General features: G+C 72.4%; 27 protein-coding genes. 7 read left to right on the top strand and 20 right to left on the bottom strand.

Features of this window, described 5'->3' with window-relative positions; translation table 11 throughout:
* Nucleotides 1-7: 7 nt before the first annotated feature.
* Nucleotides 8-988, bottom strand: coding sequence for a polyphosphate kinase 2 (gene ppk2 / locus ACWV17_RS11580; protein ID WP_455351737.1), 981 nt, complete (start codon nt 986-988; stop codon nt 8-10).
* 34 nt (nt 989-1,022) lie between these two features.
* Nucleotides 1,023-1,331, bottom strand: coding sequence for a DUF4235 domain-containing protein (locus ACWV17_RS11585; RefSeq protein WP_455351736.1), 309 nt, complete (start codon nt 1,329-1,331; stop codon nt 1,023-1,025).
* A 167-nt stretch (nt 1,332-1,498) separates the two neighbouring features.
* On the opposite strand from ACWV17_RS11585, the gene ACWV17_RS11590 reads away from it, so the two are divergent.
* The gene (locus ACWV17_RS11590) at nt 1,499-1,855 is read left to right on the top strand and encodes a hypothetical protein (RefSeq protein ID WP_455351735.1); all 357 of its coding nucleotides are present in this window, start codon (nt 1,499-1,501) and stop codon (nt 1,853-1,855) included.
* A 26-nt stretch (nt 1,856-1,881) separates the two neighbouring features.
* Here the strand turns inward: ACWV17_RS11590 and ACWV17_RS11595 are convergent, their stop codons facing one another.
* From ACWV17_RS11595 to ACWV17_RS11615, 5 genes are all read right to left on the bottom strand, one after another.
* A complete protein-coding gene (locus ACWV17_RS11595) occupies nt 1,882-2,040 on the bottom strand; it encodes a hypothetical protein (protein WP_455351734.1) in 159 nt (52 codons plus the stop codon).
* An 86-nt stretch (nt 2,041-2,126) separates the two neighbouring features.
* A complete protein-coding gene (locus tag ACWV17_RS11600; RefSeq protein ID WP_455351733.1) occupies nt 2,127-3,083 on the bottom strand; it encodes a cytochrome c oxidase assembly protein in 957 nt (318 codons plus the stop codon).
* A gap of 111 nt (nt 3,084-3,194) precedes the next feature.
* Entirely contained in the window at nt 3,195-4,220 is a 1,026-nt protein-coding gene (locus ACWV17_RS11605; RefSeq protein WP_455351732.1) for a 6-phosphofructokinase, read from the bottom strand.
* A gap of 153 nt (nt 4,221-4,373) precedes the next feature.
* Nucleotides 4,374-5,102 carry a type 1 glutamine amidotransferase gene (locus tag ACWV17_RS11610; RefSeq protein WP_455351731.1) on the bottom strand — a complete coding sequence of 243 codons (729 nt, stop codon included), beginning with the start codon at nt 5,100-5,102 and terminating at the stop codon, nt 4,374-4,376.
* 19 nt (nt 5,103-5,121) lie between these two features.
* Nucleotides 5,122-6,360 carry a MurT ligase domain-containing protein gene (locus ACWV17_RS11615; protein ID WP_455351730.1) on the bottom strand — a complete coding sequence of 413 codons (1,239 nt, stop codon included), beginning with the start codon at nt 6,358-6,360 and terminating at the stop codon, nt 5,122-5,124.
* A gap of 114 nt (nt 6,361-6,474) precedes the next feature.
* Here ACWV17_RS11615 and def point away from each other — a divergent pair, with 114 nt between their 5' ends.
* Nucleotides 6,475-7,014, top strand: coding sequence for a peptide deformylase (gene def / locus ACWV17_RS11620; protein ID WP_455351729.1), 540 nt, complete (start codon nt 6,475-6,477; stop codon nt 7,012-7,014).
* Between the two features lie 14 nt (nt 7,015-7,028).
* On the opposite strand, the gene ACWV17_RS11625 is transcribed toward def, so the two are convergent.
* The gene (locus tag ACWV17_RS11625; protein WP_455351728.1) at nt 7,029-7,691 is read right to left on the bottom strand and encodes a TetR family transcriptional regulator; all 663 of its coding nucleotides are present in this window, start codon (nt 7,689-7,691) and stop codon (nt 7,029-7,031) included.
* Between the two features lie 152 nt (nt 7,692-7,843).
* On the opposite strand from ACWV17_RS11625, the gene ACWV17_RS11630 reads away from it, so the two are divergent.
* Nucleotides 7,844-9,067 (top strand): acyl-CoA dehydrogenase family protein, encoded by a 1,224-nt coding sequence (locus ACWV17_RS11630; protein WP_455359577.1) that lies wholly within the window; start codon nt 7,844-7,846, stop codon nt 9,065-9,067.
* A gap of 258 nt (nt 9,068-9,325) precedes the next feature.
* Here the strand turns inward: ACWV17_RS11630 and ACWV17_RS11635 are convergent, their stop codons facing one another.
* From ACWV17_RS11635 to ACWV17_RS11670, 8 genes are all read right to left on the bottom strand, one after another.
* Entirely contained in the window at nt 9,326-9,946 is a 621-nt protein-coding gene (locus ACWV17_RS11635) for a dihydrofolate reductase family protein (protein ID WP_455359578.1), read from the bottom strand.
* Nucleotides 9,947-10,011: 65 nt separating this feature from the next.
* Nucleotides 10,012-10,467 (bottom strand): SRPBCC family protein, encoded by a 456-nt coding sequence (locus ACWV17_RS11640; RefSeq protein WP_455359579.1) that lies wholly within the window; start codon nt 10,465-10,467, stop codon nt 10,012-10,014.
* 2 nt (nt 10,468-10,469) lie between these two features.
* The gene (locus ACWV17_RS11645) at nt 10,470-11,201 is read right to left on the bottom strand and encodes a flavodoxin family protein (RefSeq protein ID WP_455359580.1); all 732 of its coding nucleotides are present in this window, start codon (nt 11,199-11,201) and stop codon (nt 10,470-10,472) included.
* Entirely contained in the window at nt 11,198-12,613 is a 1,416-nt protein-coding gene (locus tag ACWV17_RS11650; RefSeq protein WP_455359581.1) for a glycosyltransferase 87 family protein, read from the bottom strand. The genes ACWV17_RS11645 and ACWV17_RS11650 overlap by 4 nt, the downstream gene beginning before the upstream one ends.
* Before the next feature lie 120 nt (nt 12,614-12,733).
* Nucleotides 12,734-13,411 (bottom strand): methyltransferase domain-containing protein, encoded by a 678-nt coding sequence (locus tag ACWV17_RS11655; protein WP_455359602.1) that lies wholly within the window; start codon nt 13,409-13,411, stop codon nt 12,734-12,736.
* Complete coding sequence (locus tag ACWV17_RS11660; RefSeq protein ID WP_455359582.1) at nt 13,411-14,040, bottom strand: TIGR04282 family arsenosugar biosynthesis glycosyltransferase; 630 nt, start codon at nt 14,038-14,040, stop codon at nt 13,411-13,413. Before ACWV17_RS11660 ends, ACWV17_RS11655 begins: the two co-directional genes overlap by 1 nt.
* Nucleotides 14,037-14,789 carry a glycosyltransferase family 2 protein gene (locus tag ACWV17_RS11665; protein WP_455359603.1) on the bottom strand — a complete coding sequence of 251 codons (753 nt, stop codon included), beginning with the start codon at nt 14,787-14,789 and terminating at the stop codon, nt 14,037-14,039. The genes ACWV17_RS11660 and ACWV17_RS11665 overlap by 4 nt, the downstream gene beginning before the upstream one ends.
* A 7-nt stretch (nt 14,790-14,796) precedes the next feature.
* Nucleotides 14,797-15,879, bottom strand: a complete 1,083-nt coding sequence (locus tag ACWV17_RS11670; RefSeq protein ID WP_455359583.1) for an NAD-dependent epimerase/dehydratase family protein — start codon at nt 15,877-15,879, stop codon at nt 14,797-14,799.
* 516 nt (nt 15,880-16,395) lie between these two features.
* Here ACWV17_RS11670 and ACWV17_RS11675 point away from each other — a divergent pair.
* Entirely contained in the window at nt 16,396-17,448 is a 1,053-nt protein-coding gene (locus tag ACWV17_RS11675) for a SpoIIE family protein phosphatase (RefSeq protein ID WP_455359584.1), read from the top strand.
* Nucleotides 17,449-17,576: 128 nt separating this feature from the next.
* Nucleotides 17,577-17,771 (top strand): hypothetical protein, encoded by a 195-nt coding sequence (locus tag ACWV17_RS11680; RefSeq protein ID WP_455351719.1) that lies wholly within the window; start codon nt 17,577-17,579, stop codon nt 17,769-17,771.
* A gap of 2 nt (nt 17,772-17,773) precedes the next feature.
* Here ACWV17_RS11680 and ACWV17_RS11685 read toward each other — a convergent pair whose 3' ends face one another.
* Together ACWV17_RS11685 and ACWV17_RS11690 are read right to left on the bottom strand one after the other, a co-directional pair.
* The gene (locus ACWV17_RS11685) at nt 17,774-18,742 is read right to left on the bottom strand and encodes a fibronectin type III domain-containing protein (protein ID WP_455359585.1); all 969 of its coding nucleotides are present in this window, start codon (nt 18,740-18,742) and stop codon (nt 17,774-17,776) included.
* Between the two features lie 156 nt (nt 18,743-18,898).
* Nucleotides 18,899-19,180: a chaplin gene (locus ACWV17_RS11690; protein ID WP_455351717.1), complete on the bottom strand. Its 282-nt coding sequence runs from the start codon at nt 19,178-19,180 to the stop codon at nt 18,899-18,901.
* 177 nt (nt 19,181-19,357) lie between these two features.
* On the opposite strand from ACWV17_RS11690, the gene ACWV17_RS11695 reads away from it, so the two are divergent.
* A complete protein-coding gene (locus ACWV17_RS11695; RefSeq protein ID WP_455351716.1) occupies nt 19,358-20,053 on the top strand; it encodes a type 1 glutamine amidotransferase domain-containing protein in 696 nt (231 codons plus the stop codon).
* A gap of 40 nt (nt 20,054-20,093) precedes the next feature.
* On the opposite strand, the gene ACWV17_RS11700 is transcribed toward ACWV17_RS11695, so the two are convergent.
* Nucleotides 20,094-20,498, bottom strand: a complete 405-nt coding sequence (locus ACWV17_RS11700) for a hypothetical protein (protein WP_455351715.1) — start codon at nt 20,496-20,498, stop codon at nt 20,094-20,096.
* A gap of 98 nt (nt 20,499-20,596) precedes the next feature.
* Nucleotides 20,597-20,800, bottom strand: a complete 204-nt coding sequence (locus ACWV17_RS11705; RefSeq protein ID WP_455351714.1) for a cold-shock protein — start codon at nt 20,798-20,800, stop codon at nt 20,597-20,599.
* Nucleotides 20,801-20,949: 149 nt separating this feature from the next.
* Here ACWV17_RS11705 and ligA point away from each other — a divergent pair, with 149 nt between their 5' ends.
* A complete protein-coding gene (gene ligA, locus ACWV17_RS11710; RefSeq protein WP_455359586.1) occupies nt 20,950-23,037 on the top strand; it encodes an NAD-dependent DNA ligase LigA in 2,088 nt (695 codons plus the stop codon).
* Nucleotides 23,038-23,052 lie beyond the last annotated feature (15 nt).

A 23,052-nucleotide genomic window follows, 5' to 3' on the forward strand; every position in this document is an offset into this window, starting at 1 on the left:
GTCCCCTTCAGTCCGCCTTGTCCGCGCCGGCCGCCCGGGCCGGGTGGTCGCCGGGCCCCTGCCGGCCCTGGGCGAGCGGGGTGGGGGAGAGGTCGCTGCTCTCCTCACCCGGCTCCAGCAGCGTGTCCGCAGCGCCGACGATGAGCGGGTCGGGTATCCCGACAGCCTTCTCGTCCTTGCTCGGGTAGTCGACGCGCCACAGCAGACTGCGCATGGCCTCGATGCGGCCGCGCTTCTTGTCGTTGCTCTTCACCACGGTCCACGGGGCGTGTGAGGTGTCCGTGGCCCGGAACATGTCGATCTTGGCTTCGGTGTACGCGTCCCACAGATCGAGCGAGGCCAGGTCGGTCGGCGACAGCTTCCACTGGCGCACCGGATCCACATGCCGGATGGCGAAGCGGGTGCGCTGCTCGGTACGGGAGACGGAGAACCAGAACTTCACCAGCAGGATGCCGTCGTCGGTGAGCATCCGCTCGAAGAGCGGGGCCTGGTGCAGGAAGTGCTTGTACTGCGCGGGGGTGCAGAACCCCATCACCCGTTCCACTCCGGCGCGGTTGTACCAGGAGCGGTCGAAGAAGACGATCTCGCCGGCCGCCGGCAGGTGGGCCACATAGCGCTGGAAGTACCATTGCCCCGCCTCCCGCTCGGTGGGCTTCTCGAGCGCCACGACCCGGGCGCCACGCGGATTGAGCCGTTCCGTGAACCGCTGGATGGTGCCGCCCTTGCCGGCCGCGTCGCGGCCCTCGCACAGGACGACCATCCGCAGGCCGGTGTCCTTCACCCACCGCTGCAGCTTGAGCATTTCGATCTGGAGCACCCGCTTGTGCTGTTCGTACTCGCGCCTGCGCATCTTGAGGTCGTACGGATAGTTCTCCCGCCAGGTCTGCAGTGGCTGACCGGTACCCCCGAGCAGGATCGGCTGCTCGGGGCGCCGGTCGTCCACCGTCATCCCGTCCAGCAGGGCGTCCCGGTCGCTGTCGGCGTCCATCCGCGGCTCCTCGTATCCCCCTTGTTCCCGCCCCTCAGTCCCGGCCGCCGCTACGGCTGGGCGAGGGCCATACGCCGGTCGCGCGCCGGATGCCCGCGGCGCCGGACCGGTCCACCGCGCTGCGTACGACGGCGAAGATCGCGCCCTGCACCGCCGCGGCCAGCAGCACCTCGCCCCAGCCGCGGTCCTCGTCCAGTGCGTCCGGCGCGTTGTCCTCGTGCCGGATCACCTTCCACGCCTGCTGGAAGGCGAGGCCGGCCAGCGCACCACCCGCCCAGCCGAGGACGAATCCCATGGGCTTGTAGGCGAGGGGCAGCTTTTTCCTCTTGGTACTGGTCTTCATCTGGACCCCTTCCCGGTCACGGGCCTCTACGTTGCGTACAAGTTGCGTACAACGGGTGTGCTCACGGGCATCGGCGCCTGCATGCTGGCGTTTTCCCTCTCACAGCCGCCGCACACGCACGGTGTCCGGTGCACATCACCGCCGGAAAGGTGGACAGACGTATCGGTATGAGCACTCAGCAGAAGGAACCCTACAAAGACCTGACCGTGGGGACCCGGCTCCGCGCGGAGGTCGAGGACGCGCAGCGCGCCCTTGACGCCTCGGCCGCCGGGCCGAACCAGCAGACCCAGCTCTCGCGCGGCGCCCTGACCGGGTATCTGTGGGCGCTGGGCCGTGCGGACGACGCCCCGATCACCGGCGCCCGCGTCGAGGGCCCGCCGGACATACCCCAGCTCACCGCGGAGGTCGACGCCGCCACCGTGCAGCTGGAGGACACGACCCAGCGGACGGTGCCCCGGGACTACACCCGGGGCGTGCACGACGCGCTGGCCTGGGTGTGCGGCCACAGCGACCAGAGGCCGTGAGCCGGGACGACCCGGCTCGGGCCGGCTCAGGTACTGCGCGACACCGCCATGCCGGCGGTCAGCAGACCGAGCACGATCCAGCCGAACCACAGCCAGCCGTTGCTGCCGAGCGCCACGGTGTAGGCGGTCACGACCACCAGGCCGCCGACCGTCAGTGCTGCCATCGCCTTCGTAGATCCGGGCATGGGGTTCCCTTCTCCCGGCAGTCCGCGGCGACGTGCGCCCGGACGGCGGTCAGGCCCCCATCGTCGCCCCGGGGAGGGGCCCGCCGCTACCGCCCGCGTGCCTGGAGCGAGGCGAGATAGGCGTTGTACGCCTCCAGCTCCTTGTCGCCGTCGCGGTCGGCGGCCCGGTCGGCGCGCCTGGCCGTCCGCTGCTCGGACTTGTACCACTGGAAGACCAGGGCGAGCAGGACCAGGACCGACGGGATCTCGCTGAACGCCCAGGCGATGCCGCCCGCCGCGTTCTGGTCGGTCAGCGCGTCGATGCCCAGCGACGCCGGCGGGTTCGCGTACGTGCCGATCATGGGCTCGCTCGCCATCATCAGCGCGATGCCGAAGAAGGCGTGGAAAGGCATACCGGCGAAGAGCTCCAGCATCCGCATCACATAGCCGGGCCGGTGCGGCCCCGGGTCCACGCCCATGATCGGCCAGAAGAAGACCAGGCCCACCATGAGGAAGTGCACCATCATCGACACGTGCCCGACCTTGCTGCCCATCAGGAAGTCGAAGAGGGGCGTGAAGTAGAGCGCGTACAGGCTCGCGATGAACAGCGGGATGGTGAACGCCGGGTGGGTGAGGACGCGCAGGTACCGGCTGTGCAGCAGCGCCACCAGCAGTTCCCTCGGCCCCTTGCGGCCGCGCCCCGCGGACGGCAGCGCCCGCAGGGTCAGGGTCACCGGCGCGCCGAGCAGCAGCAGGATCGGGGAGAGCATGCTGATCACCATGTGCTGGACCATGTGCACGCTGAACATGACCATGCCGTAGTCGTTCAGCTTGGTGCAGGTCACGAACGCCACGCTCAGCACACCGAGGGTGAACAGGACGGGCCGCGCGACCGGCCAGCTGTCGCCGCGCCGGCGCAGCCGCAGCACGGCCCAGCCGTAGAGCACCAGGGCGATCAGGCTGCCGGCCAGAAAGAAGGGGTCGGGGGAGAACTCCAGCCCGCGCCCCAGCGTGAACGGCGGCAGGTCCATGGTCATGCCGTCGCCGTGCCCGCTGTGATCCATCTGTTCTCTCCCGAGGGGGATGCCCCTGATTCGCGTCGGTTGTCCGCCCCAGCGTAGAACCGCCCCCGGCCACTGCTGCGGCCGGGGGCGGTCAGGTGCGTACGAGACGGCTCAGAGCACGCACTCCGCCTCTTCGTACCGGTCGTCCGGCACCGTCTTCAGCGTCTCCACGGCCTGCGCCAGGGGCACCATCACGATGTCCGTGCCGCGCAGGGCCGTCAGCATGCCGAACTCGCCCCGGTGGGCGGCCTCGACCGCGTGCCAGCCGAAGCGGGTGGCGAGGACGCGGTCGTACGCGGTGGGCGTGCCGCCGCGCTGTACGTGCCCGAGGATCACCGGCCGGGCCTCCTTGCCGAGGCGCTCCTCCAGCTCGACGGACAGCTGGCGGGCGACTCCGGCGAAGCGCTCGTGTCCGTAGATGTCCTTGCCGCCCTCGTCCCAGGCCATGGAACCCTCGCGGGGCTTCGCGCCCTCCGCGACCACCACGATGGCGAACCGCTTGCCCGCGGAGAAGCGCCGCCCGACGACCTCGGTCAGCTCGTCGATGTCGAAGGGGCGTTCCGGTACGACGATGGCGTGCGCGCCGGCGGCCATGCCGGAGTGCAGGGCGATCCAGCCGGTGTGCCGGCCCATGACCTCGACGATGAGTACCCGCTGGTGCGATTCGGCGGTGGTCTTGAGCCGGTCGAGGGCCTCGGTCGCGACGCCGACGGCGGTGTCGAATCCGAAGGTGACATCGGTCGAGGCGATGTCGTTGTCGATGGTCTTGGGGACGCCGACGATGGGCAGGCCCGCCTCGGACAGCAGATTGGCCGCCTTCAGGGTGCCCTCGCCGCCGATCGGGATGATCGCGTCGAGCCCGAGCTCCGCCACGTATCCGCGGGCCCGCTCGACGCCGTCGACCAGGTGCGCGGGCTGCACCCGGGAGGAGCCGAGGATGGTTCCGCCGCGGGCGAGGATGCCGCCCACCGCGTCCAGGTCGAGCTTCCGGTAATCGCACTCCAGAAGGCCCTTCCAGCCGTCGTGGAAGCCGATGACCTCGTCGCCGTGGTCGACGACTGCCCGGTGCACGACCGAACGGATGACGGCGTTCAGGCCGGGGCAGTCGCCGCCGGAGGTGAGTACACCAATTCGCATTGCCCGAAATACCTTTGCAACGTGGGCCGACGACCGGACCACGTCGTCCGGCTGGATCCCCGCCACCCTACAAGCGTGAGATGGCGGGGCTGAACCATGCGTCCGGGCGGCGGACGGATCTGCGGACGGATCTGCGGACGGGTCGCCGCAGCCTCAGGCGGGCTGGGTGGCCGCGCTGATCCGCTCCGCGCGCAGGGCTTCGTACCAGCGGTCATCGACCGGCGGCAGCGCGTTCACGTCGAGGGCCAGCTTGAGCAGCAGGTCCGCGATCTGCGGGTTCCGGGCCAGCACGGGGCCGTGCATGTACGTGCCGAAGACCGTGCCGTTGTACGCGCCCTCGGTGCCGTCGCCGGTGCCGTTGCCCTTGCCCAGGCGGGTCCGGGCGAACGGCCGGGCCGTCGGGCCGAGGTGCGTGATGCCCTGGTGGTTCTCGAAGCCGGTGAGCTGCGGCAGCCCGAGCGGCTCGTCGATGTCGGCCAGGACGTCACCGACGCACCGCTCGCCCTGGCCGCGGGTGCTGACCACGTCGAGCAGACCGAGACCGGGCTCGCGCTCGCCGAGGTCGTTGATGAACTCGTGCCCGAGGATCTGGTAGCCGGCACAGACCGAGAAGACGATCGCGCCGTTGGAGACCGCCCGCTCCAGCCCGCCGTCACGGCGCAGCCGCTCCGCGGCCAGCCGCTGCGGCCGGTCCTCGCCGCCGCCGATCAGGTAGATGTCGCCCGAGGTCGGGATGGCCTGGTCGCTGCGCACGTCCACGCGCGCCACGTCCAGGCGGCGCTGACGCGCCCGGCGCTCCACCACCAGGGCGTTGCCCTGGTCTCCGTACGTGCTCAGCAGGTCCGGGTAGATCCACACCAGGCGCAGGCTGTTGTCGCTCATTCTCGTCATCCTCTGCGGGCTAGTTGCCGACGCGGCGGCGCAGGTCCTGGAAGGCGGTGTAGTTGGCGATCGCCTCGATACGTCCCGGCGGGGCCAGCTGCACGGCTTCGTCGACGGTCTCGCAGACCCGGAAGTCCAGGTTCGCGACCTCCAGGCGGACCGCGAGGTCCAGCTTGCGGTCACCGATCACGAAGATCGGGTGGCCCGCGAGCCGGGTGTAGTCGACGTCCCAGAGCCAGGAGGTGTCGGTGCCGTCCGCGCCGCGGGCGTTCACCGAGAGGATCACCGGGGTGGGCGGCGGGTCGATCAGGGAAAACGTTTCGAGCCAGCCCGCCGGGTTCTTCGCCAGCAGAAGCCGCAGCTCACGGCCCTGGAAGGTGACCACGTCATAGCGTCCGGCCACCGCCTGCACCTGGTACATGCGCTCCAGCGCGACCTGCGGCGGCACCCCGAAGGCGGCGGCGACAGCGGCGGAGGTGGCCGCGTTCGCCTTGTTCGCGCGGCCAGGCAGCTGCAGATGGATCGGCCAGGCGGAGCCGTGCGGGTCCAGGACGTGGTCGCCGGAGAGCACCCAGCTCGGCGTGGGGCGGCGGAAGCCGCACTCGCCGCAGAACCAGTCGTCGCCGGGGCGCTGCATCACACCGCCGCAGGAGGGGCACGACCAGGCGTCGTCCTTCCACTCCTGGCCGGCCGCCACCCACACCACGTTCGGCGAGGACGACGCGGCCCACACGATCAGCGGGTCGTCGGCGTTGGCGATGACGACGGCCTTCGTGCCCGCCAGGCCCTCACGCCACTTCTCGGCCAGCATGCGGGTCTCCGCCGCCCGGTCGAGCTGGTCGCGCGAGAGGTTCAGCAGCGCGATCGCCTTCGGCGTCACATCGCGCGCGACGCCGGCGAGGTACTTCTCGTCGACCTCGATCACGCCGTACCGGGCGTCCGAGCCGCCCGCCAGCGCCGAGGTGATACCGGCCGGCATATTGGCGCCGAGGGCGTTCGACACGACGGGACCGCTGGCCCGCAGGGCCTCGGCGATCAGTCTGGTCGTCGTGGTCTTGCCGTTGGTCGCCGACACGAGGACGACGTCCAGGTGCTGCGCGAGCCGCCCCAGCAGATCGGGGTCGAGCTTCAGCGCCACCTTGCCGCCGATCACCGATCCGCTGCCCCGCCCCGCGGCGCGTGACACCGCTGCCGCGGCCTTGCCCGCCGTCACGGCCAGCTTGGCCCGCGGCGACAGCGGGTCCGTGTTGCCTGCCATCGTCCTTGATCCTCCTTGCGTCGGTCCGGGCTCAGCCTATCGAGATCCGGCCAGGGCCCTGACCGCGGCACCGCGCGGCAGGCGCGGAGCCGGGCCGCACGTACGCTTGCGGGCATGCGACGCCGCCCGATTCCCGGCAGTTCCGGCCTGGTCCGCACCATGAGCCTGCTCGGCGATCCGGTGCTGCACGCCGCGTGCGAGCCGGTCACCGACTTCGGTCCGGCCCTGTCCCGGCTGATCGAGGACCTGTACGCCACGATGTACGCGGCGGACGGCGTCGGCCTGGCGGCCAACCAGATCGGTGTTCCGCTGCGGGTGTTCGTCTATGACTGCCCCGACGACGAGGACGTCCGCCATGTCGGGCACCTCGTGAACCCGCGCCTGGTGGAGGCCGACGGGATCGAGATCCGCGGTCCGGAGGGATGTCTGTCCCTGCCCGGCATCGAGGCCGGCACGACCCGATTCGACCGGGCCGTCGTCGAGGGCGTCACCCTGGACAAGGCGCCCGTCCGCGTCGAGGGAACCGGCTTCTTCGCGCGCTGCCTTCAGCACGAGTGCGACCATCTCGACGGCACCGTCTACACCGACCGGCTCACCGGACTGCGTCGGCGCCGGGCCCTGCGGGCCGCACGCCGGGCACCCTGGAGTGCTTAGGTCCTGTCCGGAACTCAGATCCCGTCCGGCTGTTCAGCCGGACGGACCGCCGAGCGGTCGTCGGCGTCGGCCAGCCGGCCCCACAGCAGGTCGGCGAGGGAGCGCACCAACTGGGCGCGGGAGCAGGGCCGTTCACTCAGCCACCAGTCACCCGCCGCGTACATCATGCCGACGACGCCGTGACCCCAGACCCGGGCCAGCTCCTCGCCGTCCGGCCCCAGGTCCACCCGCTCCGCGATCACCTTGGCGAGCTCCTCGCCGAGCCGGCGCAGCAGCGGCGCCGAATGGCGGCCCACGTCGAAGCCCTGCTCCGACTGCTGCGGGTCCTCAGCGGGGTGCATCAGGAACCGGTAGACCTGCGGGCGCGCCTCGATGGCGGCCAGGTAGGCGTCCAGCGTCGCCTCGACCCGCTCCCGCCGGTCGGACGCCGCGTCCACCGCCGCGCGCAGCGAGTCGAGCAGCGCGTCGGTGTGCCGCACCGCGAGTGCCCGGTACAGTCCGCCCTTGTCGCCGAAGTGCCGGTAGAGGATGGGCTTGGTGATCCCGGCCTCCGCGGCGATGGCGTTCATGGATGCCTGCGGGCCGTCCCGGAGCACCACCCGGTCGGCCGCTTCGAGCAGCTCGCGCCGCCGGCGTTCGGCCGTCTGCTGCTGACCGGCCTGTTGCGTGGTCTCCATTGCGTGTCTCTCCCCGCCCGTGCGATTGCGTGACGCCCCGGCAAAGTAACACCCTCCCTGATCGGCCAATCCAGCGGCCGACAGGAGTTGACATCCCCTACCGGCCGGTAACAGACTGCTGTTACCGCTAGTAACAACAGCTTGGAGGGGACATGGCGGAGTTCACCATGGATCTGAACGATGACCAGAAGCAGGTCCGCGACTGGATCCACGGCTTCGCCGCCGATGTGATTCGCCCGGCCGCCGCCGAGTGGGACGAGCGCGAGGAGACTCCCTGGCCGGTCATCCAGGAAGCCGCCAAGGTCGGCATCTACTCCCTCGACTTCTACGCCCAGCAGTTCTTCGACCCCACGGGCCTCGGCATCCCGGTGGCCATGGAGGAGCTGTTCTGGGGAGACGCGGGCATCGCGCTGTCGATCGTCGGTACCGGCCTCGCGGCCGTCGGCGTGCTGGCCAACGGCACCGAGGAGCAGATCGGCACCTGGATCCCGCAGATGTACGGCGACGAGAACGATGTGAAGGTCGCCGCGTTCTGCTCCTCCGAGCCCGACGCCGGCTCCGACGTGGCGGCGATGCGGACCCGCGCCGTCTACGACGAGGCCAAGGACGAGTGGGTCCTGAACGGCACCAAGACCTGGGCGACCAACGGCGGTATCGCCAACGTCCACGTCGTGGTCGCCGTCGTCGACCCGGCACTCGGCTCCAAGGGCCACGCCTCCTTCATCGTGCCGCCGGCCACCCCCGGCCTCTCGCAGGGGCAGAAGTTCAAGAAGCACGGCATACGCGCCTCGCACACCGCCGAGGTCGTCCTGGAGGACGTGCGGATCCCCGGACACTGCCTGCTCGGCGGCAAGGACAAGCTCGACGAGCGCCTCGCCCGCGCCCGTGAGAACGCCAAGTCCGGCGAGAGGGTGAAGAACGCCGCGATGGCCACCTTCGAGGCGTCCCGCCCGGCGGTCGGCGCCATGGCGGTGGGCACCGCCCGGGCCGCGTACGAGGTCGCGCTCGACTACGCCGGGACCCGGATGCAGTTCGGCCGCCCGATCATCGACAACCAGGGCATCGCCTTCCAGCTGGCCGACATGCGCACGCGCATCGACGCCGCCCGGCTGCTGGTCTGGCGGGCCTCGTGGATGGCGACGACGGGCAAGCCGTTCACCTCCGCAGAGGGCTCGATGTCCAAGCTGTACGCCAGCGAGACCGCCAAGAAGGTCACCGCCCAGGCCATCCAGATCCTCGGCGGCAACGGCTTCACCCGCGAGTACCCGGTGGAGCGGATGCACCGGGACGCGGCGATCTACACCATCTTCGAAGGTACCAGCGAGGTCCAGCGCCTGGTCATCGCCCGGACACTGTCCGGCATGCCGATCCGCTGACCCCTAGGGCCTGTCCGGCGGATCTTGGCCGGGGCCACGGCGTCTGGCACGGCACCTCGCGGCGTTGCCGAAATGCCCGAATAGCTCCGCTATTAGGACACTCCGGCGCCTTGCGATGCAGCTCCGCATCCAAGGGCCTGGAAAAGAGCGGAGACGGAGCGAAGCGCAGTGCACCAGACGCCGCGTCCCATCCGGCCCTGATCCGCCGGACAGGCCCTAGCCGCTCTGCCCCCGCCCGGCCCGGCGGGGGCAGAGTGTTCACTCGGGCAGTTCGAAGGAGCCGTACGTCGGCCGGCCCTTCAGCCGGTAGGTGAGCAGGGCGACTCCGCTCCCCGTTGTCCTGGACTCCACGAGCTCCAGCGCGCTCGGCAGCGCCCCGTCCGCGAACAGCCGCTTCCCGGCGCCCAGTACGACCGGGAAGACCAGCAGGCGGTACTCGTCGATCAGGTCGTGGGCCATCAGGCTCTGTGCCAGCGTCCCGCTGCCGTGGATCTGCAGTTCCCGGTCGTACTCCTGCTTCAGCGCGGCCACCTTCTGCGGCACATCGCCGGAGAGCACGGTCGAGTTGTGCCACTCCGCCTTGTCGAGCGTCGTCGAGGCCACGTACTTGGGCAGGGTGTTGAGCCGGGAGGCGATCGGGTCGTTCTCGTCCGTCACCTGCGGCCAGTAGCCGGCGAAGATCTCGTACGTCCTGCGGCCCAGCAGAAAGCCGTCGGCGGCGTCGAACAAGCCGGCGATGAAGCTCTCCATGTCCTCATCGGCGTACGGCACCAGCCAGCCGCCCTGCTCGAAGCCGTTGCTGCGGTCCTCGTCCGGGCCGCCGGGCGCCTGCATGACGCCGTCCAGCGACAAGAACGTGGTCAAGGTGATCGTTGCCATGGTGGGGTTCCTTCTCGGCTCGGCCTGTCAGCTTCACCGGTTCAGACTCCACGCCGCGGCGGAACTCATCGCTGCGCGCCACGCGGGTTCTCTTCGAGCAGCCCAGTGAGCGCGCGTCCGAACATCAGTCGGCCCGCCAGCCCGGTCAGCGGATCCAGCAGCCGGGGCAGCCCCCGGACCCGCAGCTCCTCGAGCCACAGGACCCGGCATCCCGCTCCGGCGGGCCGCACCTCGATCTCCGCCCAGCCCAGCACCACCCGGCCGCGCTTCTCCAGCCTGTACCGGCCGGGCCGGCCCGCGGCGGGAGGCTCCCACCGGACGACCTGCATCGGGTCGTCGACACCGGCCCGGCCGAGTCCGGTGCGGGCGTTGAACAGTGTGCCGACGCCGGTGGGCGGCGGGGTCATTACGACCGTCCGCGTCAGCGGGACATGGGCGGCGTGCCGCTCCCAGTCGGTCAGCCGCCGCCATGCCTCGTCGGCGGACAGCGGCGTGTGGCGGACGATCCGGATGACCGGCATGGTCAGCGGTGTTCGGGGTTGGGGAAGTCGAAGCGGCAGCCCGCGTCCCACTCCGAGCGCTGGTTTCCGTGCGCCGGGATGCCGCCGGCGCTCTTCAGCATCGCCGCCACATGCATCAGGTTCCAGCTCATGAAAGCGGTGTTGCGGTTGGTGAAGTCGTTCTCCGGGCCCCCGGATCCCGGATCCAGGTAGGACGGCCCGGGGCCGGCCTCCCCGATCCAGCCGGCGTCGGCCTGCGGCGGCACGGTGTAGCCCAGGTGCTGGAGGCTGTAGAGGAGGTTCATGGCGCAGTGCTTGACGCCGTCCTCGTTGCCGGTGATCAGGCAGCCGCCCACCCGGCCGTAATAGGCGTACTGGCCGCGGTCGTTGAGGAGACTGGAGCACGCGTAGAGCCGCTCGACGACGTGCTTCATGACCGAGCTGTTGTCGCCGAGCCAGATCGGCCCGCACAGCACCAGGATGTCGGCGGCCATGACCTTCTCGTACAGCTCCGGCCAGGCGTCGGACTGCCAGCCGTGCTCCGTCATGTCCGGCCACACCCCGGTCGCGATGTCGTGGTCGACGGCCCGGACCAGCTCGGTCGTCACGCCGCTCGCCTCCATCACGGCGCGGCTCCTGCCGATCAGCCCCTCGGTGTTGCTGGTCTCCGGGGAGCGTTTCAGCGTGCAGTTGATGAACAGGGCGCGCAGGTCCTCGTATCGGTAGGGGGCTGCGGTACGGTCCGGCGTGGTCATCGGGCGCCTCCTGAAGTCGGCGGGAGTGCGGAGGCCAGGGTGCGCTCCCCGGGCCCGGCGGTCCACCGGGCGCGCCGCACCGCCCACCCGATGAGCACCGCGGCCGCCGCGATGGCGTACGCCGTGGTCCCCAGGGTGTTCGCCTCGTCGAAGGCGCGGCCGGTGACGTACTTGGCCGCTCCGGCCATGGCGACCCCCAGCCACTCCCAGCGGCCGTCCAGCGCGACCAGCGCCACCAGCAGCAGGGCGTACCAGGGGTAGCCCGGCGTAAGCAGCAGGAAGGCCGTCCCGGTGACCAGCAGCGCGCCGCTCCACGGCCGTGCCGGGTCACCGCGGCGCAGCACGTGGAGGACGACGAGCAGCAGCACGACGGCCGCGGCCACATACGCCCACGCGTCGGGCAGCAGCAGGCGCAGCAGGGCGAAGCGGTTCTTGGCGGTGGAGGTGTCGTCGTAGCCCTCCTCCGTCACATAGCCGCCGAGGTAGCCGAGGACCGAGCCGTCCGAGACGAGCACGTACGGCAGGTACGCGACGGCGAACACCGCCGCGGCCGGCAGCAGCACGGCTGCCGCGTCCCTGAACCGCCGTACGCCCGACAGCGCTCCCGGCAGCACCACCGCGGGCAGCAGCTTGGTGCCGATCGCCGCGCCGAGCACGGCCCCGCCGGCCACCCGGCGGAGGTTCACCATGCCCAGCGCGGCCACGGCGAGCAGCACACCCAGCACATCGGCGTGCGCGTTGTTGACCGCCTCGACCGGCACGGCCGGGCACCAGGCCCAGTACGCCGCGTACCGCACCTCGCCGCGGCGGCGCAGCACCACGAGCAGTACGACAGTCGTGCCGAGGGAGAGCAGCGCGCCGCCGGTCTGCAGCGGCTTGTGGCGCGCGCCGTCCGGCGAGAGCGCGTGGACCAGCAGGAAGTACCCCTCGGCGACCGGCGGGTAGACGGTGTGCACACCCGGCCGGTTCAGGCGGGTGCAGTGGCCCTCCGGGCCGGCGGGGAGAGGGGCCCGGTCGGGGCCCACGCACGCGGCCCCGGTGGGGAACAGCCAGCTGTCCCGCAGCCGGGCCAGCGCGGGGTCGGCGGGCACATGGTCGTACGGGGAGATCCCGGCCGCCTGCACCCGGCCGTCCCACGCGTAGCGGTACGCGTCGGTGCTGGTGCGCGGCGGCGCGGCGAGGCCGGTGGCGGCCACCGCGATCCCGCCGGCGAGTACCAGCGCCACCACATGCCCGGCCGGCGCCTTGCGCAGGGACCACACCGCGGCGCCGAAGAGCAGCCAGCTCGCCGCGTACCACCAGGACAGGCCGGCCGGGTCGGAGTGGAAGCCGTCCTTGCGGATGGTCAGCGTGAGCACGGCGGCGAGCGCGGCCAGCAGGACGCCGGTACGGACGGTACGCAGGTTGATCACGTCACTCAGCCTCCCAGTCCGGACGCCCGGCAGGACCTGTCCCTTGCCCGGCGTCCGCGTTTCGTAAGGTGCCGACGCCCCGGCCGGACACGTTCTCCGGACACGTTCTCCGGACACGTTCTAGGGAACGGCCGCGCGGCGCAGCGCCACGAAGCTGCGCCCCGACGCGGTCCACTGCTCCGTCCGTGTCCAGCCCGCCGACTCCGCGTACCTGCGCAGGGCGGGAGCGCCGATCCGGGCCCAGGGGAAGAACGGGCCGTGCGCGCCCCGGCCATCGTCGACGCGGACCAGGACACGCTCGTCGATGTCGAGCGGCGCCGTTTCGGCCAGCACGGTGCCGTTCCGCCCGACCAGGCGGCCGAGCCGGGCGAGCAGGGCCGGCGGATCGCCACCGATTCCGATGTTGCCGTCGACGAGCAGCGCGGTGCTCCAACTCCCCTCGCGGGGAAGCCGGTCGAAGACCGAGCGGCACAGCGCGCTGCCGCCCGCACGCACGGTGCGGGCCACGGCGACCGGGCTCACATCGATCCCCAGGACGGGCCTGCCGAGCTGCGCGAGCGCCGTGACGAGCCGTCCCGGACCGCAGCCGATGTCGAGCACGGCACCCCGGCACCGCTCCAGCACGGTCAGGTCGGCGAGGTCGGGCGCGGCGCACCACCGCTCCACCTCCAGAGGCAACAGCCGGCCGTCGTGGCGGCGCAGAAAGAGCGGGCCCCGGCCGGTGCGCAGCGCGTCCGTGTACGGATCGGCGTGCCAAGCGGCGGCGCGGTGGGCGCGCACCGCCCCGTCGGCGGTCATCACGCCGCCGGCCGTGACAGCGCGGCCAGCGTGGCGGCGAACCGGCCGTGCGGAGCCTCGGCCGCCACCAGCCGCGCGTCGGCCGCGGTGTCGACATCGCGCAGCACCCGCAGGTCGCGCACGGTCAGCCCCGCGCCGATGAGCCGCCGCCGCTGTACGTCACCCGTCTCCGGTACGGACATCGGCACCCCGCGCAGCAGCTCCGGGTCCGGCTCGGCGAGGCCGAGCGCCCAGAAGCCGCCGTCGGCCGCCGGACCGAACCACGCGTCGCAGCCCCGCCAGGAATCCGGGGCCAGCGCGGGCGCAAGGACGGCGGGCGTGACCTGCGGAGTGTCCATACCGATCAGGAGAGCCGGCCCGGAACACAGCCCGAAGGCCGCGGCCAGCCGCTCGTCCAGCGTGCCGGAACACTGCGCCACCACCTCGAAACCGGCCGGCAGCCAGCCGCCCGGCTCGCCCTCCAGGACCAGGACGCGCCGCCGCGCCGGCGCCGCGGCGACCGCCGCGAGACTGTCGGCGAGCGCGGCCTCGGCCAGCAGCGCCGCCTCCGCCGGCGAGTACGGAGGGGTGAGCCGGGTCTTCACCCGCCCCGGCACCGGTTCCTTGGCGATCACGAGCAGCGTGGTCACCGGGCCGCCCCCGTCCCCCCGGCCACCGGCACGGTCACCGGCGGCTGCGCCAGGACCGCGCGCATGTCGTGCACGGCCTGCCAGGTGCCCCGCCAGGTCCCGGTGACCTTCGACTTCCCGGTCCTCGGCCGGTAGGGGACATCCGTCTCGCGGACCCGCCAGCCCGCGTCGGCGGCGCGTACCACCATCTGCAGCGGATAGCCGCTGCGCCGGTCGGTGAGCGCGAGCGCCAGCAGCGGCTCCCGCCGCGCGACACGCATCGGCCCCAGATCGTGCAGGCGCAGTCCGGTCCGCCGCCGCACCAGCGCGGACAGCGCCAGATTCCCGGCCCGGGCGTGCAGTGGCCAGGCGCCGCGCCCCTGCGGCCGGCGCCGCCCCAGCATCAAGTCCGCCCGCCCCTCGGCCACCTCTCGCACCAGCGCGGCCAGCAGACCGGGGTCCAGCGAGGCGTCGCAGTCGCAGAAGCAGACGAACTCGGCCCGGGCCGCCAGCAGTCCGGCGTGGCACGCGGCGCCGAAGCCGCGCCGCGGCTCGCGCACCACCGTGGCGCCGAGCCCGCGGGCCACCTCGGCGGACCCGTCGGCCGAGCCGTTGTCGACCACGATCGGCCGCCAGCCGGCCGGGACGCGCTCCAGGACCCAGGGCAGCGCCTCGGCCTCGTCCAGGCAGGGGAGTACGACGTCCACTGTCGCGGGGATCGGCTGGGTCACCTCTCCACCGTACGAATCCCGGCCCGCCGTCCGGGGCATGGAGTCCTTACGGAACACGGACATCGGCGCTCCCGGACCCGCGCAGCCCGCTCCGGGCGAACTCCGCCATCCCCGCGGCGAAACCGGTCCCGGCCCGCCAGCCCAGCTCGTCCGTCAGCCGCCGCGAGGACGCCGTGATGTGCCGTACGTCCCCGAGCCGGTACTCGCCGGTCACCACGGGGTCCGGGCCGCCGTGCGCCCGGGCCAGCGCCCACGCCATCTCCCCGACGGTGTGCGGCTCGCCGCTGCCGGTGTTGAACGGGGTCAGCACGCCCGGCGCCCGGCCCGCGACGGCTTCCAGCGCCACCACGTTGGCGGCGGCGACATCCCGTACGTGCACGAAGTCCCGCCGCTGGCCGCCGTCCTCGAACACCCGCGGTGCCTCGCCGCGGGCGAGCGCCGACCGGAAGAAGGAAGCCACCCCCGCGTACGGCGTGTCGCGCGGCATCCCCGGCCCGTACACATTGTGGTAGCGCAGCGAGACGGCCCGCCCGCCCGTCGCCCGCGCCCAGGCCGCGCTCAGGTGCTCCTGGGCGAGCTTGGTGACGGCGTACACGTTCCGCGGATCGGCCGGAGCGTCCTCGCCCACCTCTCCGGGCGTCAACGCGGCACAGCAGCGGGGGCACAGCGGTTCGAAGCGCCCGGCGTCGAGATCCGCCGCGGCCCGTGGTCCCGGCCTGACCCACCCGTCCCGGGGGCAGTCGTACCGGCCCTCCCCGTACACGACCATCGACCCGGCCAGCACCAGATCGCGCACGCCGGCCTCCGCCATGGCCGCGAGCAGCACGGCCGTCCCGAGGTCGTTGCACTCCACATAGGCCGGCGCGTCGGCGAAGTCCTTGCCGAGGCCCACCATGGCCGCCTGATGGCAGACCACGTCCACCCCGCGCAGCGCCCGCGACAGGGCCGGCCGGTCCCGTACGTCGGCGTGGACCCACTCGGCAGCGGCAGCGGCAGGGGGCGGTGGCGCTGCCGGATGGGCCGAGGGCAGCAGGGCGTCGAGTACGACGGGCTCGTGGCCGCGGGCGGCGAGAGCCGTGACGACGTGCGAGCCGATGAAGCCCGCACCTCCGGTGACGAGTACACGCATGCGGGGGACGCTAGGCGCTGCGGCGGCGCATTCCACGTGCGCGCGCCGGGGCCGTCATGGGTCCGTAAGGTCCGCAGGTCCGTACGGGGGGCGTCCGTACGGGGAGTGCGGGCAGCGGTCCGATCGCGCGCCCCCGGCCGCGAACCTAGGATCGGCCGGGAACGCCTCACAGCGGTGGCCCTAGCCCGAGGAGTGAGCCCCGTGTACGTTCCCGTATCCGTCGCGAGCCGGTGACGCGCCCGTGAACGGGGCGGCTCCGCTCGACGCCGCGTCACTCAAGCTCCTCATCGAACGCGAGCTGGCGGGGCTGCGCGCCGAGGCCCACAGCAGAGCGGGTATCTGGCACGCCGAGGAGCAGCCGTCGGCCGAAGCGCTGCCTGCGGAGGAGGGTTCTGCGGACGAACCGGCGCCGTCCTGCCCCTGCGGCCAGAGCGAGGGGCCGGGTCAGCCTGTTCCGACGCGGCCGCCGGCCACGACCCGTGGGCCTGTCTGTGCGCGACGCTGCCGGCCATTCCCGTGTCGGCCGCGCTGCTGACGCCGGTCCGGGACGACGACGGCGACACCGTCGATTTCGTCATCCGGGCCGGCAACCACGTCCGTTCGGCGCAGTGGCTCGATCCGCCCGACCGGCTGGTGGGCCGACGGCTGTTGGCGGTACGGCCGGGCGCGGACTCCAGCGGACTCCTCGACGCCTTCACGGAGGTACTGCGGACGGGCCGGGCCCTGAAGTCGCTCACCGTGGACTACACCGAGCAGCGGGAGGGTCGGCTGCACCGCGCCCAGCTGCTGTACGACGCCGCCTCGTGTGGGGACCAGGTGCTGGCGACCTGGCGTCCCGCGCGCAACCAGACGGAACTCCTGACGCTGGAGGCCCAGTACATCGCCTCCATGGGCTGGGGCAGCTGGGACCTGCTGTCGGGCACGGTCACCTGGTCCGAGGGACTGTCCGCGATCTTCCGGTCGGATCCCGCCCGGCCGTTGTCGCTGCTGGAGCTGTGCGACGCGGTCCTGCTGGACGACGTGCCGCGGTTCGGCCGGCTGATGACCGCGCTCCTCGACGGCGAGGAGCCGCCGGGCACCGAGATCCGGTTCAGCGTGCTGGGCGAGATCCGCACCCTCCACCTTGCCGGGCGTCCGGTGATCGCCACCGACGGCCGGCCCTGGTCGCTCCACCTCATCGCCCGCGACCAGACCACCCAGGTGCGCAGCCGTCAGCGGCTCGAGGCGACCCGGGTCGAGTCCGACCGGCTGCGCGAGCAGGCGACCGCCGAACGCCGGGTGGCCTCGGCCCTGCGGGAGGCGCTGCTGCCGACCCACTCCGGGATGCCCGGACACCAGTACGCGACGGCCACGGTCTCGTTGGAGGGCGGGGATCTGCTCCTCTTCTACACCGACGGCATGATCGAGCGCCGGGGCGAGGACATCACGCAGGGCATCGCGGCCCTGCGCGGGACGCTGCTCTCGTGCGACGGCCTCACCCCCCAGCAGGCCCTGGACACCATCACCTCCGGGTATCTGCGCGAGGCGCACGAGGACGACGCCTGCCTGCTGGCACTCCAGGTGGGCTGATGCGCGCTCCCGCGTCGGGTCCACGCCGCTCCGCCCGGACGCCCACTGTCCGGCAAGATGCGGGGAAGGCCCGTCGGTGTGAGGCTGGCCGGGGTCCGACTCCCTTCATCCGCCAAGGAGTGACGTCGATGGGTCCGCAGGACAAGTTCCAGGAGGAGTCCCGGCAGGCCAGACAGAAAGCGCAGGCCGCCGCTGAGGAGGCGAAGCGGGACCGGGAGGCGCAGGACAGGCTGCATGAGCGCCCTCAGCGGCCTGTGCGCAACGAACGGGGCGCCGAGCAGACGTTCGACGACGTCCAGGACGAGCCCGACGACCGGCGCTGACGTCAGTCCATGACGACGGTGCGCTGCGCCGAGAAGGAGCCCCAGTTTCCGTCGGGGAGCCGGGCCCGGATCTTCACCCGGTGGGCGGTACCCGGCCCGTCGCCGGCGTCGAAGCGGTACGTCGCCCGCCCGGCCGGTGGGCCGGCGCCCCACCGGATCGTTGTGGTCAGCCTGCCGTCGAGGAACATCTGGTACTCCTCGACGGCTTCGTCCGTCCGTGGCGGTACCCACGAGAGCTCGATGGCCCGCCGGCCGTCCGCCTCCGTGACGGCCGCCCGGAAGTCGCCGGGCGCCGTGCCGGGGCCCTGCCCCGGCGCCGGAGCCGTGGTGACGTCCACCGCCCCGCTCGCGGGTGAGGAGTGTTCCGCCGCGTCGCGCGCCCGAACTGTGAACGTGTACACGGTGTCGGGGCGCAGGCCGGTGACCCGGGCGGCGGTCGCGCTGCCGCTCACGCTGTGGATCCGGACGCCGCCCTGGTAGATGTCGTACGAGGTCACCCCTACGTCGTCCGTCGACCGGCGCCAGGAGAGAGTGGCGGCGCGGGGGCCGTCGGCACGGCCCGTGAGCCGCGTCGGACCGGTGGGCGCCACGTCGTCGTCCACGGCCGGCGCGGGCATGGTGACGGGGACGGCCGCGCTGGGCGGGGAGACGTTGCCCGCCGCGTCGCGCGCCCGGACGGTGAAGGTGTAGGCGGTCGACGGAGTGAGCCCGTCGATGTCGGTCATGTGCTGCTCGCCGGGAACGGCCTTGACCTTCTCGCTGCCCCGGTAGACCTCGTAGCCGGTGACCGCGGCCCCGCGGTTCGCCTGGTTCCACATCACGTGGACCGAAGTGGCGCTGCCGGCCCGGGCGGTGACCCCGGCCGGTGCGGGCGGCGGACGGGTGTCCGGTGCGTCGGGTCCGCAGCCGTTCAGGACCAGGGCGGCGGAGCAGGCAAGGACGGCGAGCCGGGGAACCCGTGGCACAGGCATGCCTCCGTCCGACGAGATGGTCTAGACATATATGGCACAGCCCGCGCCGCGCATCAAGGGGCCGGGGCGGAAACGGAACGGCCTCCCGCCGCGGGGACGCGACGGGAGGCCGTGATCAAGCGAGTGGGGGCGGCTGCCTTCGGGCTCCGCCGGCACTCAGCGGTGCATGGGGTATTCGCCGTTGCCGTTGTCGTTGTCCTTGCCGTTGTCGCAGTGGCTGCCGAACGCCGGGTTGAGCAGCGCGATGACGTCAACGGTGTTGCCGCACAGGTTGATCGGGACGTGGACCGGAATCTGAACGGCGTTGCCGGACGCGACACCGGGGGAACCGTAGGCACCGCCACCGGCTCCGGCATCGGCGGTGGCCACGCCGGCACCGGTGGCCAGGACAGCACCGGCGGCAGCGGTGACGGCTGCTGCCTTCGCGAAACGCGACATCGAGATCTCCTTGCAAAATGTGGACCCGCCGCAGGACCTGCGGCATTGACGCCCCGTTCAACGCGGAGAACGGCGAGGGGTCACGCGCGTTCGGCCTACTTGGTGAACCACTGCGGTCCAGAAGGCGGCGCTCCGGGTACAGATCGTCGGAGTATCGCCGGAAGGGAGAGAGACGAGATGGCAAGGATCCTGTTCGTGATGACCGGTGCCGAGCACTGGACGCTGGCCGACGGCACCAAGCACCCCACGGGCTTCTGGGCGGAGGAGGCCGTCGCTCCGTACCGCGTCTTCACCGAGGCCGGCCACGAGGTCGTCGTCGCCACACCCGGCGGCGTGGTCCCGACCGTGGACAGGGCGAGCCTGCCGCCCGAGGCGAACGGGGGACAGGCCGGCGCCGACGCCGTCGCCGCCGGCCTGGAGGCGTTCACCGCCCTGCGGAATCCGGTCAGGCTGGAGGATGTCGACGCGGGCGACTACGCCGCCGTGTTCTGCCCCGGCGGCCACGGCCCGATGGAGGACCTGGCCGTCAACGCCGACTGTGGCCGGCTGCTCTCCGATGCCCTGGACTCGGGCAGACCGCTCGGCGTCGTCTGCCACGCGCCGGCCGCCCTGCTCGCGGCCGAACGCCCGGACGGCTCCTGGCCCTTCGCGGGCTACCGGCTGACCGGCTTCACCAACGCCGAGGAGACGCAGGCCGGCCTGGCCGGCCGGGCGCAGTGGCTGCTCCAGGACCGTCTCGTCGCCCTGGGCGCGGACTTCCGGGAGCGCGAGCCGTGGACCCCGCACGTGGTCGCCGACCGGAACCTGTACACCGGTCAGAACCCCGCCTCGTCCGCGGCGCTCGCCGCCGAGATGCTCAGAGTGCTGGACTGATCCGCCGGACCGACCCGCCGGCCTGACCTCCGGCGGGAAGTCACGCGGGGAGGACGAAGTGCCGGCCGCCCGTGCTGTCGACGTGTACGACGTGCCTGCCGACGCGGACGGTCTGGGTGGCGCCGACCCGCCAGGAGCCGAGCGGTCCGTCGCTGTCGGTCAGCGGCATCCAGACCTCGAGAAAAGTGCTCCCGTCGGGGTTGGTGCCGGTCTCGACCAGGTTGTCGCCGTCGGTCCGCAGGGTGCCGATGTCCTGCCCGGGCGTACCGACCTCGTGGTGGAAGTGGACCCGTTCACCGTCGTACGTGGTCGTGCCGGCGAAGCCGCGGCTGTCGGCGTAACCGGTGCCGGACTGGAGCCACACGACGTGTTCGGTCTCCGCCAGGGGGCCGCCGTCGCGGCTGATACCGGCGCGCAGCCAGGCGCCGCGGGTGGGTGCGTTCATGGGGGCCAGGGTGTCAGGCCGTCCGGGCGGGGCAGGGGTGGCGGGGCCGCGCGGCCCCGCCACGACAGCCGAGGAGTGCGGTGCGGGAGACCGCGCGGCTAACGGGGGTAGACCATCTCCGCCTGCGGGCCCTTGGGGCCCTGAGTGACCTCGTACTCGACCGGGGCGCCCTCCTCGAGGGACTTGAAACCCTGGGCCTGGATGGCGGAGAAATGGACGAACACGTCCGGGCCTCCGTCGTCCTGCTGAATGAAGCCGAAGCCCTTGTCGGCGTTGAACCACTTCACCGTGCCAGTTGCCATCTCAATCCTTATGTTCCGTGCCGCGGGGCGGCGGCGCCTCGACTGAGTTTCCCCGTCCCACGCCATGGGGACGCGCCGCCGGACGGGTGAGGCTGCCGCCGGGCCCGCGGCAGGCCGCGTTGTCAGTGGTGGGAGGCAGGATGACAGTCATGACGACGACTCCCGCCGCCCTGGCGGCCCTTGCCGACACCGCCGCCTACGCCGAGGCGGTCGAGACCGCCACCAAGGCCGCGGCCGCGTACTACGCGACGGGCGAGAGCCCGCTGGACGACGACGCGTACGACCGGCTGGTGCGTGCCGTCGCCGCGTACGAGGACGAGCACCCGGACGAGGTGCTGCCGGACTCGCCGACCGGGAAGGTAGCCGGCGGCGCCGTGGTCGGGGACGTGCCGCACACAGCGGCCATGCTGAGCCTGGACAACGTGTTCTCCGCCGAGCAGTTCGCGGTCTGGGCGGCGTCCGTGGAGCGGCGGATCGGCCGGCCGGTCGCCCAGTGGAGCGTGGAGCCGAAGCTGGACGGCCTGGCCGTCGCCGCCCGCTACCACGACGGAAGACTCGTCCGGCTGATCACCCGGGGCGACGGCACCGCCGGAGAGGACGTGTCGCACGCGATCGGCACCATCGTCGGACTGCCCGGCCGGCTGGAGCGGCCGGTCACGCTGGAGGTCCGCGGCGAAGTCCTGATGACCACCGCACAGTTCGAACAGGCCAACGCGACCCGCACCGGACACGGGGGAGCGCCGTTCGCCAACCCGCGCAACGGCGCGGCCGGCACGCTGCGCGCCAAGGACCGCCCGTACAAGGTGGAGATGACGTTCTTCTGCTACGACGCGCTGCCCCTGCCCGGCTCGGGCGAGCTCGCGGTCAGGCTCCATGACGAGCCGCACAGCGAGACCCTGCGCCACGTCGCCGGTCTCGGCGTGCACACGGCCGCCGGCACGGCGGTGCCGCCGCGCACGGTGGCCACGGCCGAGCAGGTGCAGGCGAGGGTGGAGGAGATCGCGGCGCTGCGGGCCGAGCTGCCGTTCGGGATCGACGGAATCGTGGTCAAGGCCGACCTCGCGGCCGACCGGCGTGCGGCCGGATCAGGCTCCCGGGCACCCCGGTGGGCCATCGCGTACAAGCTGCCCGCGGTGGAGAAGGTCACCCGGCTGCTCGCGGTTGAGTGGAACGTGGGCCGCACCGGCATCATCGCCCCGCGCGCCGTCCTGGAACCGGTGGAGATAGACGGCTCGACCGTCACCTACGCCACCCTGCACAACCCGGCCGACATCACCCGCCGCGACCTGCGCGTCGGTGACCAGGTGATGGTCTACAAGGCCGGAGACATCATCCCCCGCATCGAAGCACCCGTCGCCCACCTGCGCACCGGTTCCGAGACACCGGTCGTCTTCCCCGAGGTGTGTCCGCAGTGCGGCTCCGGCATCAACACCTCCGAGCAGCGGTGGAGATGCGGCCGCGGCCGCGACTGCCATGCGGTCGCCTCCCTCTCGTACGCGGCCGGACGCGACCAGCTCGACATCGAAGGCCTCGGGGGCACCCGGGCCGTCCAGCTCGTCGACGCCGGGCTCGTCAGGGACTTCGCCGACCTGTTCTCCCTCACCCGGGAGCAGCTCCTGGCTCTGGACCGGATGGGGGAGACCAGCACCGACAACCTGCTGGCCGCGATCGAGCAGGCCCGCACCCGGCCGCTGGCCCGCGTCCTCGCGGCCCTCGGCGTGCGGGGCACCGGCCGGTCCATGTCCCGCCGGATCGCGCGGCATTTCGCCACGATGGACCATCTGCGGGCCGCCGACGCCGAAGCCGTCCAGCAGGTCGAAGGCATCGGGGTCGAGAAGGCCCCGGTGATCGTCGCGGAACTCGCCGAGCTCGCACCGCTCATCGACAAGCTGGTCGCCGCCGGAGTGAACATGACGGAGCCGGGAGCGACCCCGCCGGTCGCCGGTGCGGAGAGCGTCCCGGCGGCCGACGCCGGCGACCGGCCGCTGGACGGCATGACGGTGGTGGTCACGGGGGCGATGACCGGCGCCCTGGAAAAGCTCAGCCGCAACGAGATGAACGAGCTGATCGAACGCGCCGGCGGCAAGGCCTCCTCCAGCGTCTCCAGGCGCACCTCGCTGCTCGTCGCCGGGGAGAACGCCGGCACCAAGCGGGCCAAGGCCGAGGACCTGGGCATACGCATCGCGAGCCCGGACGAGTTCGCGGACCTGGTCGCGGCTGCCCTGCCCGGAGACTGACCCACGCGGGAGCCC

Source organism: Streptomyces mabaensis, from assembly GCF_053763515.1.